General features: G+C 66.7%; 12 protein-coding genes. 6 read left to right on the forward strand and 6 right to left on the reverse strand.

Annotated elements, in window-relative coordinates; all coding sequences use genetic code 11:
* The first annotated feature begins 159 nt into the window (after positions 1-159).
* The 3 genes from ATJ93_RS10560 (at position 160) to ATJ93_RS10570 (ending at position 3,619) form a co-directional block, all read left to right on the forward strand.
* Entirely contained in the window at positions 160-714 is a 555-nt protein-coding gene (locus ATJ93_RS10560) for an LUD domain-containing protein (RefSeq protein ID WP_120244609.1), read from the forward strand.
* Entirely contained in the window at positions 704-2,962 is a 2,259-nt protein-coding gene (locus ATJ93_RS10565; RefSeq protein WP_120244610.1) for an LUD domain-containing protein, read from the forward strand. Before ATJ93_RS10560 ends, ATJ93_RS10565 begins: the two co-directional genes overlap by 11 nt.
* A 378-nt stretch (positions 2,963-3,340) precedes the next feature.
* Positions 3,341-3,619, forward strand: a complete 279-nt coding sequence (locus ATJ93_RS10570) for a ubiquitin-like small modifier protein 1 (RefSeq protein WP_120244611.1) — start codon at positions 3,341-3,343, stop codon at positions 3,617-3,619.
* Positions 3,620-4,202: 583 nt separating this feature from the next.
* Here the strand turns inward: ATJ93_RS10570 and ATJ93_RS10575 are convergent.
* Together ATJ93_RS10575 and ATJ93_RS10580 are read right to left on the reverse strand one after the other, a co-directional pair.
* Positions 4,203-6,578, reverse strand: a complete 2,376-nt coding sequence (locus ATJ93_RS10575; protein WP_120244612.1) for a GAF domain-containing protein — start codon at positions 6,576-6,578, stop codon at positions 4,203-4,205.
* A 117-nt stretch (positions 6,579-6,695) separates the two neighbouring features.
* Positions 6,696-7,670 carry a sugar phosphate nucleotidyltransferase gene (locus tag ATJ93_RS10580; RefSeq protein WP_120244613.1) on the reverse strand — a complete coding sequence of 325 codons (975 nt, stop codon included), beginning with the start codon at positions 7,668-7,670 and terminating at the stop codon, positions 6,696-6,698.
* A gap of 193 nt (positions 7,671-7,863) precedes the next feature.
* Here ATJ93_RS10580 and ATJ93_RS10585 point away from each other — a divergent pair, with 193 nt between their 5' ends.
* Both ATJ93_RS10585 and ATJ93_RS10590 read left to right on the forward strand, forming a co-directional pair.
* Positions 7,864-8,160, forward strand: coding sequence for a transcriptional regulator (locus ATJ93_RS10585; RefSeq protein ID WP_120244614.1), 297 nt, complete (start codon positions 7,864-7,866; stop codon positions 8,158-8,160).
* Positions 8,161-8,332: 172 nt separating this feature from the next.
* Positions 8,333-8,695, forward strand: coding sequence for a DUF7344 domain-containing protein (locus ATJ93_RS10590; RefSeq protein WP_120244615.1), 363 nt, complete (start codon positions 8,333-8,335; stop codon positions 8,693-8,695).
* 18 nt (positions 8,696-8,713) lie between these two features.
* On the opposite strand, the gene ATJ93_RS10595 is transcribed toward ATJ93_RS10590, so the two are convergent.
* Entirely contained in the window at positions 8,714-9,205 is a 492-nt protein-coding gene (locus ATJ93_RS10595) for a Rieske (2Fe-2S) protein (RefSeq protein ID WP_120244616.1), read from the reverse strand.
* A 97-nt stretch (positions 9,206-9,302) separates the two neighbouring features.
* Between ATJ93_RS10595 and ATJ93_RS10600 the strand changes: the two genes are divergently transcribed.
* Positions 9,303-10,451, forward strand: coding sequence for a saccharopine dehydrogenase family protein (locus ATJ93_RS10600; protein WP_120244617.1), 1,149 nt, complete (start codon positions 9,303-9,305; stop codon positions 10,449-10,451).
* Positions 10,452-10,596: 145 nt separating this feature from the next.
* On the opposite strand, the gene ATJ93_RS10605 is transcribed toward ATJ93_RS10600, so the two are convergent.
* Genes ATJ93_RS10605 through pabB form a run of 3 tightly spaced genes read right to left on the reverse strand, consistent with a single transcriptional unit; the run spans position 10,597 to position 13,836 of the window.
* On the reverse strand, positions 10,597-11,490 hold the full coding sequence (locus ATJ93_RS10605) for an aminotransferase class IV (RefSeq protein ID WP_120244618.1): 894 nt from the start codon (positions 11,488-11,490) through the stop codon (positions 10,597-10,599).
* On the reverse strand, positions 11,487-12,158 hold the full coding sequence (locus tag ATJ93_RS10610; protein WP_120244619.1) for an anthranilate synthase component II: 672 nt from the start codon (positions 12,156-12,158) through the stop codon (positions 11,487-11,489). Before ATJ93_RS10610 ends, ATJ93_RS10605 begins: the two co-directional genes overlap by 4 nt.
* Complete coding sequence (gene pabB / locus ATJ93_RS10615; RefSeq protein ID WP_120244620.1) at positions 12,151-13,836, reverse strand: aminodeoxychorismate synthase, component I; 1,686 nt, start codon at positions 13,834-13,836, stop codon at positions 12,151-12,153. The genes ATJ93_RS10610 and pabB overlap by 8 nt, the downstream gene beginning before the upstream one ends.
* Positions 13,837-13,884 lie beyond the last annotated feature (48 nt).

The raw sequence follows: 13,884 nt of genomic DNA on the forward strand, positions 1-13,884 counted from the left end.
CGCGATTCGTTGCGGAACGCTTCGATTCGAACGGTAGTCCGCGGATTTCGGCTGCTGGCTGTTAGACGTACCGAATTCGGGCGGGCCGAGCTGGACGTGTCCGTCCCTCGCAAGTAATGATAAGACCCAAATCACCGGGCTTCGTTACCTATCCTCAAGATGGCAACGCAACTCGAGACGTTCGAATCGAATCTCGGGACCGTTCGGACCGACGTGACCCGAGCGACCCCCTCGACGTTCGAGGCGGCGATCGCCGACGCGATCGTCGAGCCGGCCGTCGGCACCTCGCTCCCCTTCGAAGAAGTCTCACTCGCGAATACGGACGTCGTCTGCGACCCGACATCAACCCAACTCCGCGAGGCCGCCTGCGGCGTCACCGCCGCGGCGATCGGCGTCGCCGACTACGGCTCGGTCGTCCTCGAGGCGACGCCGGACGGCGCCGAGTTCGCGGGACTGTTTCCGGATCGCCACGTCGTCGTGCTTCGTAAGCGCGATATCGTCCCCGACATGGCCGCGGCGTTCGAGCGCCTCGGCGACCGGTTCCGCGACGGGCGAGACGACGCCGTGATCGCGACCGGCCCGAGCGCGACGGCCGACATGGGCGAACTCGTCCACGGCGTCCACGGGCCGCGGGAAACGCACGCGATCATCCTCGAGAGCGAGGAACAGAGCGAACGCGACGGCGAGACCCGAGGCGAGAACGATGTCCAGTGAGCGAGCGGCGAAGGCCGACCGGATTCGCCACCTCCTGGCCACCGAGGGCGACAGCGTCGGGGAGAACGCCCGCGGATTCAACGCCGGCCGCTACGATTCCGTCGAACGGCTCGAGGACTACGAGGCCTACAAGGACCGGGCGCGAGCGATCAAGGAGGAGGCGATCGAGCGCCTGCCCGACCTGATCGAGCAGGTACGGGAAACCGTCGAGGAAAACGGCGGTACCGTCTACGTCGCCGACGACGCCGCCGACGCGAACCGCTACGTCCGGGAGGTCGTCCGCGACAACGACGCCGAAACGGTCGTCAAGTCCAAATCGATGACGACCGAGGAGATCGAGCTCAACGAGGCCCTCGAGGCCGCGGGCAGCGAGGTATGGGAGACCGACCTCGGCGAGTTCGTCCTGCAGGTCGCCGACGAGGCGCCCAGCCACATCGTCGCGCCGGCGATCCACCGCTCGCGCGAGGACATCGCCCGCCTCTTTAACGAGCAGTTCGACTTAGAGGAGGACCTCGAGACGGCCCAGGAACTCACCGAGTTCGCCCGGGAGTACCTCGGCGAGCGCATCGACGAGGCGGACGTCGGGATCACCGGCGCGAACTTCGTTACTGCGGACACGGGGACGATGGCGCTGGTCACCAGCGAGGGCAACGCCCGCAAGAGCGTCGCCGTGCCGGACACCCACGTCGCGGTCGCCGGCGTCGAGAAAATAATCCCGACGTTCGAGGATCTCCAGCCGTTCGTCGAACTCATCGGGCGCTCGGGGACGGGCCAGGACATCACCTCCTACGTCTCGCTGTTCTCGCCGCCGGTCGGAACGCCGACGATCGATTTCGACTCGGACGAGCCGATCGCCGACGCCGGCAGCGAGGACCGGGAGTTCCACCTCGTCCTGCTGGACAACGGCCGGATGGAGATGCGCGAGGACGACCAACTCCGGGAGACGCTGTACTGCATCCGGTGTTCGGCCTGCGCGAACTCGTGTGCGAACTTCCAGTCGGTCGGCGGTCACGCCTTCGGCGGCGAGACCTACTCGGGCGGCATCGCGACCGGCTGGGAGGCCGGCGTCCACGGGCAGGACTCGGCCGCCGAGTTCAACGACCTCTGTACCGGCTGCTCGCGCTGCGTCAACCAGTGTCCGGTGAAGATCGACATTCCGTGGATCAACACCGTCGTCCGCGACCGCATCAATCGCGACGCCGAGGACGGCCAGTTCGACTTCCTCGTCGAGGGATTGACGCCCGACGAGGAACCGGCCGGCCTCGACCTCCAGAAGCGGTTCTTCGGCAACTTCGCGACGCTCGCGAAACTCGGGTCGGCAACCGCACCCGTCTCGAACTGGCTCGCCGACCTGCCGCCCTCGAGGCTGCTCATGGAACGGACCCTCGGCATCGACCGCCGCCGCGAACTCCCCGCGTTCGAACGCGAGACGTTCGTCGAGTGGTTCCGCAACCGCGACGTGTCTCGGCCCGTCGATGCGGAGTACCACGCCGTCGTCTACCCCGACCTCTACACGAACCACGTTCGAACCGACCGGGGGAAGGCGGCCGTCCGGACGCTCGAGGCGCTGGGCGTCGCGGTCGAAGTGCCCGACGTCGCTCCCTCGGGGCGAGCCCCGCTCTCGCAGGGGATGGTCGCCACCGCCGAGGATCACGCCCGGGACGTGGCCGCCGATCTGGAGCCCTACCTGGAGGCGGGCTACGACGTGGTCGTCGTCGAACCCAGCGACCTCGCGATGTTCCAGCGCGAGTACGAGAAGCTGCTCGACGCGGACCGATACGAATCGCTCGCGGACCGCAGCTACGAGGTCTTCGAGTACGTCTACGGCCTGCTCGAGAACGGCGCCGATCCGGCGCCGTTGGGCAGCGCCCATAGCGGGGCTGACGACGCGACGGCTGGCACCGGGACCGAGACCGGGGCCGCCGATATCGCCTACCACTCCCACTGCCAGCAGCGAACCCTCGAGCTCGAGCCGTACACGATCGACGTCCTCGAGCGCCTGAGCTACGACGTCGTCACCTCCGACGTCGAGTGTTGCGGGATGGCCGGCAGCTTCGGTTACAAACAGGAATACTACGACCTGAGCATGGACGTGGGCGACCGCCTCCGCGAGCAGTTCGAGGCGCCCGACGCCGCGGACCGAACGGTCGTCGCCAGCGGCACGTCCTGTCTCGAGCAACTGGATTCGCTGTTGACCCGCCGCCCGCGCCATCCGATCTCGCTCGTCGATCCGGGACGGGTGGATTAATCTCGGGCCGACGACGGCGCGTCGGGCGTTCGAGGGTACTCGACACGCGTCGGGCGTGAGCGGTGTTACCAGACACAACAGCTTTTACCGATGACGACGTAGGTTCAGTTGCCAGCGCACTCCACGGACCTGCACCCACCCACCGATCCACGTCGGATGCCTGGCGCGACGTACTGCGATCGGTTCGGCGATCCTGCACCCCGTCGAGCCGTCGCGCGCGGACGTGCGTCACCGGGACCCGATCGCGAACCACGACGCCCATCGTCTGCTGACAGCAGCACGGCGTCGGGTCGCGATTCACTCCCATCTCGTGAATCGTGTGATTCCTGTCCCCAGCAACTGCTTTCAAGCGGCTCGCCGTCGTACCACTAGGTACCGATGCGCGTCACGTGCGAACTCTACGGCCCCTTTCGCGACCCCGTCGGGACAAAGTCGCTCGAGCGGGAGGTTCCTGCCGACGCGACCGTCCGTGACGTATTCGCCGGCCTCGCGGACGACTATCCCGGTCTTCGGAATCGGCTCTTCGACGGCGGCGAGTTCGCCGATTCAGTCATCGTTCTGCGAAACGGCCGGAACGTGACCCACCAGCGCGGTGCCGAAACGCCCGTCGTGGACGGCGACGTGTTGAGCGTGGCGCCGGCAGTCGACGGCGGCTGACGCGTTGGCCGTTCCTTCCGTCAGTGACACTTACTTGATGGATGCGGGCTGCTCGATATCGCGGCTTCAACCGCCTTCGTTACCATCACCGATAGTGTTGAATAGCATATACAATTCAAAATATCTCGGAGTTTAAATACGTTGGATAACTATTCAGAACAGAGCGGTTGCCCTTCCTCGAATCGAGGTTACAATGATGTAAGCCCCGACAGAATCACCAATATGCGGCTATTAAGCGCCAAGAGGCGCTATCTGTCGGTTTTTGTCCTTCGATTCAGTCCGTCAGATTCCTGCCGATCAAATGAGCGGCGGTCAACTCTCGAAGCGGAGAGTTTCACCCCTTATTTTGACTAAGTTCGCACTTTAGCAGTGACGGGCCATCAATCGCCATCGATTCACGTTCGGTTTTACACAGTCGTCCGGAACGGTTCAATTCTCGATCTACCAGAATTCATAGTAGCACTGCATTCCGATAATTATTCGGAAAATGCTGTGGGATTCGACTAGTAGTTCCTGTACTCCACTGGGCCACAACAGCGAGTCGCCGTCCGCACCGACGACCGAAACGAGCGTCCCAACCGCGTTACTCGGCAACCGTGAGACCGGTGATCTCGAACCGGGTACCGCCGTCGGCACCGTCGGTCACCGTGATCTCCCAGTCGTGGGCCGCGACGATCTCGTGGACGATGGACAGGCCGAAGCCGGTGCCATCCGCGGACGTCGAGTAGCCGCTCTCGAAGATCTGCGACCGTTCGTCGCCGGGAATTCCAGGCCCGTCGTCCGCGACGTAAAAGCCGGCTCGGTCCTCGAGATCGCCGACCGTTACCGTCACGCCGTCGCCGCCGTGTTCGACCGCGTTGCGAAAGAGGTTCTCCAGCAGTTGCTCGAGTCGCGACCGATCCGCGCGAATCCGTCGGTCGACGCGCGTGACGAGCGTCGCCTCGGCCGTTGCAACGCTTCGCCAGCAGGTCTCGCTGAGCGCCGCGAGGTCGACCGATTCGAGGTCGTCGATCCGGTCGCCGTCGCGTGCGAGGGTCAGAAGTTCCTCGATCAGCCCGTCCATCCGATCGAGCGCCCAGCGCACGTTGTCGAGGTGGTCGTCGACGGTAGTGTCGCCGTCGGCACCCTCGTCGTCCCCCTCACACGCCAGTTCCAGGCTGCCCTCGGCGACCTGCAACGGATTTCGGAGGTCGTGCGAAACGATGCTCGCGAACCGCTCGAGGCGCTCGTTTTGGGCCTCGAGTTCGGCCGTCCGTTCCCGAAGCAGTGATTCCCGGTCGACGCGCTCGAGGGCGGCCCTCAGCGTCGAGGCCAGAATGTCGGTGAGTTTCGTATCCGTCTCGCTGAACGCTCCCGGCGTCGTCGAGGTCACGACGAACACGCCGCGGTCGGCAATCGGATACAGGATCGCGCTCCTCGCGGGGGTTGTATCGACGAATTCCGGGTACTCGTTCGTGTCGTGGATAGAGACCGGTTCGCCGTCGTCGAAGACCTCCCAGACGAGCGCCGTCACCGGATCCGCCGTCTCCGATCGAACGTACTCGGGTGTCGAGTCGAGGACTTCGTCGACGGTGTCGGTCGTCGCAACCGGCTCGAGGCGCTGTTGGCCGTCGCGCTCGACGAACCCGTGAAACGTCGAGAGATCCGCGCCCAAAATCTCGTGGGCGGCGGTGACCGCAATGTCGGCCGTCGCGTCGACGCTCGAGGTGTTCATCAGCGTCTGCGTCCGCTCCTGCAGGAGCTCGAGTTTCCGAGCGTGGGCTGTCCGGTCGAGAGCGCTCGTGACGTTCGCCGCCAGCAGTTTCGCGAACGTGACGTCGGCGTCGTCGAAGGCGTCGCGCTCGGTCGAGGACGCGATGAAGATGCCGTGATCGTCGAGCGGGAGCAGGATCTCGCTCCGGACTGGCGTGTCGGGGTTGAGCACGCCCTCCGCCTCGCGAACGTCGGCGTAGACCTGTGGTTCGCCGCGCTCGAACGTTTCCCAGGCGAGTCCGTCGGTGAGTACGGGCGGCTCCCCGAGTAGCTCGCGACTCGAGTCGGAGACGCTGACCGGTACTAGGCCGTCGACGGCCTCGTCGTAGCGATGGATGCCATTAAGCGGGAAATCGAGGATGTCGTCCGCCGCGTCGGTGGCGAGCGTCGCGATCTCCTCGACGGTCGTCGCCTCGATCAGATCCCGCGTCGCGGCGTGCAGCCGCGTGAGTTTCTGTTCGCGGGCCTCGCGACCGGAGATGTTACGAACCGTACAGATGAGTTCGCTGTTTTCGGTCGTCGAGACGACGTGGTCCTCGAGAAACGTGGTGCCGTCAGCGCGGCGGCCGGTGGTGCGCCCGTGCCAGTAGCCCTCGGCCTCGACGGCGGGGATGAGTTCCGAGCGCACGAACTCGACCTCCGAGTCGGGGTACAGCAGTTCCCAGTCTTCGCCGAGTAATTCGTCCGGATCATACCCGTACAGCTCGGCGTAGGCGTCGTTGACGTACTGGAACCGCCCGTCGGCCCCGACGATGCTGATTCCCTCCTGTGCGGTTTCGATCGCGGTGTGGTGTCGGCGGCGCTGTCGCCGGGTCCGAGACGCCTCGACCGCGTCGACGATTCGGTCCGCCAACGCGGCGTACTGTTCAGTACCAGTGTCCCTCTGCAGATAATCGGTCACGCCAGCCGAGATCGCGTCGCTGGCGACCGCTTCGGAGCCGCCGGCCGTAAATAGGATAAACGGCAGGTCCGGATACTCCTCGCGAACGGCCTCGAGAAACTCGATCCCGTCCCTTCCGGGCAGTTCGTAGTCGCTGACGATGCAGTCGACATCGGCGGTGAGCCGATCCAGCGCCGCGTCGGCGCTGGCGGCGGTCGCGACCGACAATCGGTCGTGCCGCTCGAGAGACGTCGCGACGCGCGATCCGCCGTCCGCGTCGCCGTCGACGTAGAAGACCGATAGTTCGTCCCCACCCCTGATCGGCATACCTCCGATATACGAGTCCGTACCCGTGGCTCTTTCGAATGCAGCGACTCTCGGCAGTTGTCAGTTCACGGGGTGACGCGGGAGATTGCGTGAGAACGGCGGTGAGCGGGACGCGGCTTACTCCGACGATCCGTTCGTAATCGTCGTGTGAGCGCCGATGAGTGCCCCTGCCAGATCCAGTTCCTCGATGTGGGTCCCCTCGTCGATGATCGACCGGCGAATGTCGCCGTTTCGAACCGTCGCCCCGGGGAAGATGACCGCGTGATCGAGGTTCGTCTCCTCGAGCGTGGCGTCGGCCATCACGTGGACGTTGTCGCCGATCGTCGCGTTCTCGAGGGTCGCCGAGTCGGCGACCAGCGAGTTGCCGTCGAGATGCCAGGAAACGGCGTCGAGGTAGCTCTCGGGTGTACCGATGTCGAACCACGCGCCCTCGAAGGTAAAGGCGTACGTGGGCTCGCGGTTCTGGAGCCACTGGACGAACCAGCCGGGCTCGTCGGGGTTGTTCCCCTCCTCGAGGTAGGTCGGCAGGAGGTCGAGCGACTCGCCGGGGAACGCGTAGCAGGCGATCGAGACCAGCGTGCTGTTCGGATCCTCGGGTTTCTCCTGGAAGTCGACGACGCGGTCGCCCTCGAGGTCGACGAGGCCGTAGGACTTGGCCTTCTCGCGGGAGCCGACGTCGTAGGCGGCCAGCGTCGGGGCGTCTTTCTCCTGGAAGTAGTCGAGGAAATCGGCGACGTCGAAGCTGATGAGGTTGTCGCCGGCGATGACGAGCAGGTCGTCGTCGACGTTCTCGCGGTCGATCAGTTGTGCGAGCGCACCGACGACGCCGAACTTCTCGTCCTCGTCAGTCGTGTCTTCGACGGAGAGCTGGGGCTTGTCGAACTCGCTGTCAGCGAGGTGGGCCTCGAAATCAGCGGCGAACCGCTCGTTGGTGCTGACGTAGACCTCGTCGATTCGCTCGTCCGCCTCGAGTTCGGCGAAGATGCGATCGATGACGGTCGACTCACCGATCGGGAGGAACATCTTGGGCCGATGTTTGGTAATCGGCCACATCCGAGTCGCGTATCCGCCAGCAAGGACGACGGCCTTCATGCGAGACCGTTCAGCGGGTGACGATAAGTTACTTGCCCTTTACTGAGAGCAGGGTGAACCACTCCCGGTGTGAGCCCGGAACGACGACTGTACGCACCGGCGTTTGCGATGGCCACTCGATTGATGCCGGGTGTGGGGGAAAGGGGAGACCGGGGAGCGAAACCGTAAAAGACCGCGGCCGATCAGTCACCGTATGCGCGAGGCCGACGAAACGACACGACAGCGGCTCGCCGATGCGCTCCGGTCCGAGCCGGCGACGCCGAGCGAACTCGCGGCGGCGTTCGATCTGACGCCGAACGCGGTACTCCGTCACGTCGAACACGTCTCCCGGACGATCGACGGCCGGGACGACGAGCAGTTCCTCGTCGCCCCACCGGAGTGTCAGGACTGCGGCTTCGCCGACTTCGACGACCTGCTTAACCGCCCCTCGCGGTGTCCCTCCTGTAAGAGCGAATCGATCGCCGAGCCGACGTTTACCATCGACGACTGACAGTCACGATCACCGGACAGCGGCCGCCGATTCGACACGCCTATTTACCGGCGAAGCGAGGAACCGACACGTACCCTCGAGCGAACGACGATCGACGGCCCTTCGCTCGGCGTCCCCGCTTGCCACCGGCCGTCGACACGCGGCCCCTTAGACTCGAGGGCTCAGGATACGTATGACAGCTACATCCAATTCAGCGCTCGACCGGCCGGAGTTCGTGCTCGCGGTACTCGAGTGGCTCGACGGCCGCGAGGTTCCCGCTGCCGTGATCGACGACGCGTTCACCTTACTCGCCAGCGAGCGGCGGCGGCTGCTCCTCGCGGTCATGACGAGCTACGGCGAGGCGATCACGCTCCCGGACGCTGCGGAGGAAGTCGCCGTCCGCGAAACCGGGCAGGCAGTCACGGAGCTGTCGGGCGAACAGGTAGCGAACGTCTACCTCTCGCTGTATCACGATCACCTCCCGCGACTGGTCGACGCCGGCCTCCTCGAGTACGATCAGGAGCGGGATCTGGTCTCGCCGGCGCCGCTCCAGTAGGCAGTCATCGCTGGTCGCTCAGAACTCGACGTTCGATGTCGAGGTCAGATCGTCGTCGTCCTCGATCGGCCCCGCACCGACGAACCTGTATTCCTCGTCCGCTAGGTAGACGTCTCCGTCGGCGACGGTCACCTCGAGTTCGGTTAGCGTCGCGCCCTCGCAGGGGCCGTACGTACAGTAGCCCGAGTCGGCCTCGAAGTAGGCGCCGTGGTTCTCGCAGACGAGTTCGCCGTTTCGCATCGCCGCGCCCGAGCCCTTGTCGAGTTTGATGTGGGTGAAGTGCTGGCAGTAGTTGAGCCAACAGGAGACGCTCCCGGCGCTGGCATCGCCGTCCGCCGTCTCATCGCTCGCCCCACTCTCGGCCGGTTCGTCGGTCTCGCCGGTTTCGGCGGTCTCGCTGGCGACCAGAATCGCCTCCTTCCGATCGCCGTCCTCGTCGGCGACCCGGAACAGGTAACTCGAGTCCGTCGGCACGTCCGCGAGGGCCACGATTCGGGATTCGGCGTCCATCAGTATCGATGCCGTCTTGCCGTTCGTGAGTCGTGAACGTTACGACTGCAGCGAACGTCTGACGCAGTTTTAACACCCCGAGCGGTCAACGGAGCCCATGGATTCCCTTCTCATCTACGGCGCATACGGCGACACGGGACGGCTAATCGCCCGCGAGGCCGTCGCCCGAGGAGGGTCACCGACCGTCGCCGGCCGGGACCGCCGCGCCGTTGCGCGGCTGGCTGACGGACTCGGCGTCGACGGCCGCGCGTTCGACCTCGAAAACGGCTCGCTGGCCGCCCGCCTCGAAGGGTTCGACGCCGTCTTAAACTGCGCGGGCCCGTTCGTCGAGACGGTCGACCCGCTGCTCGAGGCTTGCCTCGAGTCGGGGACGGACTACCTCGACATCACCGGCGAGGTCGCGGTTTTCGAACGCCTGCGCCAGCGCGATGCGGCCGCGCGCGAGGCGGGGATCACGCTGTTGCCGGGCGTCGGCTTCGACGTCGTTCCCTCGGACTGTCTGGCCGCGTTTCTCCACGCACAGCTCCCGTCGGCCGACGAACTCGCGCTCGGGATCAAGGGCTCCGGCTCGCTCTCGCGGGGGACCGCGCGGACGATGGTCGAGCAACTCGGGAGCGGCGGCATCGTCCGTCGAAACGGGCGGCTCGTGAAGGTCCCCACGGCGTTTCGCAGCCGCGAGATCGACTTCGGTTCGGGACCGGAACACGCCGTCACGATCCCGTGGGGCGACGTCGTCACTGCGGCCCACACCACCGGCATCGGGACGATCGAAGTCTACGCCGCCGCGCCGCCGTGGGCCGACCGGCTCCTGTCGGCCGTCGACTCCATCGGCTGGTTACTCGAGCGTCGGGCCGTCGAACGCGGGTTGAAGCGGCTGGTCGACGCTCGCGTCGACGGCCCCGAGAACCCGCAGTCGGCCGGCGGCCACGCCGTCGTCTGGGGTGAGGTCACCGACGACGCGGGGCGGCGCGCCCGCGCCAGACTGCGGACGCCCGATCCGTACGCGCTGACCGCCGAGTCCGCGGTGATCGCAGCCCAGCGCGTGCTCGAGAATCGGGACCGAACGGGCGGCGGCTCGGTTCCGAACGGGTTCCAGACGCCGGCGTCGGCGTTCGGCCCCGACTTCGCGCTGGAACTGACGGATACCGACCGCGAACTGCTGGCGGCGCCGGCGGAGTCCGCCGTCGCAAACGAGGCAAACAGTGCTGGCGGATCGGCGCAGTCGACGCTCGAGTCGGACGATTAGCGGCTGTTTCGGATCGAAGTGCGGGTTCGCAATCCAACTCGGCGTCTTCGGCCCCACTCGTCGCCGCCGCTCCCCGTCCGTCCATCATCGCTCAAGTTCGCTCGACCTGCGTCCGTCGCTTGAACCTGTTGGACGGCGGAGGGAACTACTGGTAACAGGCTTGCTCGATCCGCTCGTCGTACAGCCTCGAGAGCCGGTCGGTCACCGGGCCGCCGCCGATCTCGTCGCCGTCCAGCGTCGCGACCGGGCGCAGTTCCCACGTCCGGTTCGTCAGAAACGCCTCGTCGGCCGCGAGCACGTCCTCGAGATCGTACCGTTCTTCCCGAACTGGAATGCCGGCTTCTTTAGCTAACCCGAGGACGATTTCGCGCGTGATTCCTGGCAGTACCGGCCCGTCGGTCGTCGGGGTGTGAAGTGTCCCGTGGCGAACGAAACACAGGTTGCTCGTGGCACCTTCGGCGACGTGGCCATCGCAGTCGAACATGAGCGCCTCGTCGGCCGATTCGGCCCCGTCAGAAGCGAGGTTCCGAAGCTCCGCCCGGGCGAGGATTCCGTTCAGGTAGTTGTGCGTCTTCGCACCGGCCGGAATCGCGTCGTCTGGCACCCGTCGCGTCTCGACCGTCTGTACTGTCGCGGGCTCGTCCCAGACGGGGTCGCCCTCGAGGCCGCCGCGGGGCAGCGGTTTGACGTAGACGACGACCGTCGGATCGACTTCGGGCTGGGGCGTGAGCTTTCCCGGCTGGACCCCGCGAGTGATCGACAGTCGAACGTAGGCGTCCGCGAGGTCGTTCGCCGCGAGCGTCTCGTCGATCCGCTCGCGGAGGTCGGCGGCCGAGAGCCCGTGCTCGAGGGAAATCGACTCGCAGGTGCGCTCGAGGCGGTCGACGTGGCGGTCCCAGGCGGAGATCGTCCCGCCGTAGGCCCGCAGCGTCTCGAAGGCGGCGTCGCCGTAGCGGAAGCCGCGATCGTCGACGCTGACGGTCGCCTCGCCGGCGGGCACGAGATCGCCGTCGACGTGGTATAGGAGGTCGTCGGTCATGCTTCGCTTCGCTCCGCGGCGGCGAGCCGACAGAAGTTCTCGATCATCCGCTTGCCGACCCGCAGCGAGATGCCGTCTCCGGTCGCGGCGTCGTCGTGGCCCCGCGTGAGGATGCTCTCGGGGTGGAACTGGACGCCGACGTGGGGCTTCTCGCGGTGGCGAACCGCCATCAACACGCCGCGCTCGTCGGTCGTTCGGGCCGTCTCCTCGAGCGCATCCGGCAGGTCCGTCCGTTCGACCGCCAGCGAGTGGTAGCGCCCGACCTGGAAGTCCGCGGGAAGCCCCTCGAAGATGCCGTCCCCATCGTGGGTGACGGTCGAGGGCTTCCCGTGGACGACGTCGGGCGCGTGGACGACCGGCGCGCCGTTTGCGGCACACAGCGCCTGATGGCCGAGACAGACCCCGAGGATCGGATACGCGGTTTCGGCGAACAGCGGGATCGAGACGCCGGCCTCCTCGGGCGTCCCGGGACCGGGCGAGACGACGATCCCCGTGGGATCGAGGTCGCGGACGCCCTCGAGGTCGACCTCGTCGTTGCGGCGCACCACGACCGTATCGGCGACTTCACCTACGTACTGCACGAGGTTGTACGCGAAGGAGTCGTAGTTGTCGACGACGAGGATTCGCGTTTCCCCGCTCGTCGCGGCGCCGCCGTCACGGTCACGCATCGGAATCACCGCCGCCGCGGCCGTCGAGCGAGGTTTCCGTGGGTTCGTCTTCGACCGTCGGTTCGTCCTCGGTCCCGTCGTCGGCCTCGAGCGCCAGCCCGGCCCGCTCGCCGAGCGCCTCGTCGACGGCGGTGATGAGCGCTCGCGCCTTGGCCAGCGTTTCGTCGTACTCACGTTCCGGGTCGGAGTCGTGGACGATTCCCGCCCCCACGCGGAGGTGGTACTCGTCGGCGTGTCGAACCAGGGTCCGGATGACGATGTTCAGCGTCGCGCGGCCGTCGAAGCCGAAGATTCCGACGCTGCCGGTGTAGGGGCCGCGCCGCGTCGCCTCGAGAACGTCTACGATCTCCATCGTCCGCGGTTTGGGTGCCCCGGTGATCGTTCCGCCGGGGAAGACGGCCGCGACGGCGTCGGACAGCGTCGCGTCCGAGCGCAACCGACCGGTCACGTTCGACACGAGGTGCATCACCTCGGAGTAGCGGTCGATCCGCCGGTACTCGTCGACCTCGACGGTGCCGTACGCACAGACCCTCCCGAGGTCGTTGCGCTCTAAGTCGACCAGCATCGCGTGTTCGGCTCGTTCCTTCTCGTCGCTCAGGAGGTCGGCCTCGAGCGCGTCGTCTTCCTCGGGCGTCTCGCCGCGGGGTCGGGTCCCGGCGATGGGCTCCGTGCGGACGAAGTCGCCGTCGCGCTCGAGTAACAGTTCGGGACTCGCGCTCACCAGATCGGCCGCCCGGAACTCGAGCAGACACGAGTACGGCGCCGGGTTCACCCGCCGCAGGGCGTCGTAGGCCGCGACCGGGTGGACCGCCGCGGGAGCGACGAGCCGCTGAGAGATGTTCGCCTGAAAGGTGTCGCCGTCGCGAATGTACTCCTTAGTCCGTCGAACGCGATCGGCGAACGCCTCGCGACCGCAATCGCTCTCGAAGGTCGCGTCCGGTCGGTCGACCGGCGGCTCGCCGACGCTCGGATCGCCCTCGCGGACGGCTCGAGCGAGTTCGAGCGCGCGGTTGCGACCGCGTTCGTACGCGGCTTCGATCGCGTCGGCTGTCGGTTCGGTCGTCCCCCGTTCGATGGTGAGCCGCGGACAGGCCGTGATGCGGAGGGTGACGGACGCGTCCTCCCTCTCATCGCCGCCGTCGACCGGCGCCTCCCACGCCGCCAACCGGTCGTAGACGCCGACCTCGAGTCTCGGCAGGCCGCGGTCGTCGACGGCCGACTCGGGTAACTCCTCGAGTTCCCGGGCGACGTCGTAGGAGAGCCAGCCGACGGCGCCGCACGGGTAGGGCACGTCGCAGTCGCCGCGGACGAGACGGTCCCCCGCCAAGAGCCCCTCGAGCGCGGCGAGCGTCGGCGACTGCCCGTCTCGAGATCGGGCAACCGCGTCCGCAGCGCAGGTGAGCCGGTCGACCGGATCGACGCCGAAGTAGCCCCACCCGGGCTGCCCGCCGGTCGTCTCGAGGAAGGCGCCGCCGTCCGAATCCTCGCGCACCCGGCGGTAGGCGAGAAACGGATCGGCGGCGTCGACGCGAACTTCGACGGGAATCCGCAGTTGGGTGGGCGTTCCGGTGCGCGTCGTCGGTTCGGGCCCGTCATCGCCGGACCGCACTCGGTCCAGCCCCTCGCGAGCGGCCGCCCGAAACGAGTCGAGCGTCGTGACGACGCGCGGATCGCTCATATCCCTCGAGAGCAGCCGCGCGACTAATCTTCTTTCGGTCCCGCGGGA

The sequence above is a fragment of the Halopiger aswanensis genome (assembly GCF_003610195.1).
GTDB classification, from domain to species: Archaea; Halobacteriota; Halobacteria; order Halobacteriales; family Natrialbaceae; genus Halopiger; species Halopiger aswanensis.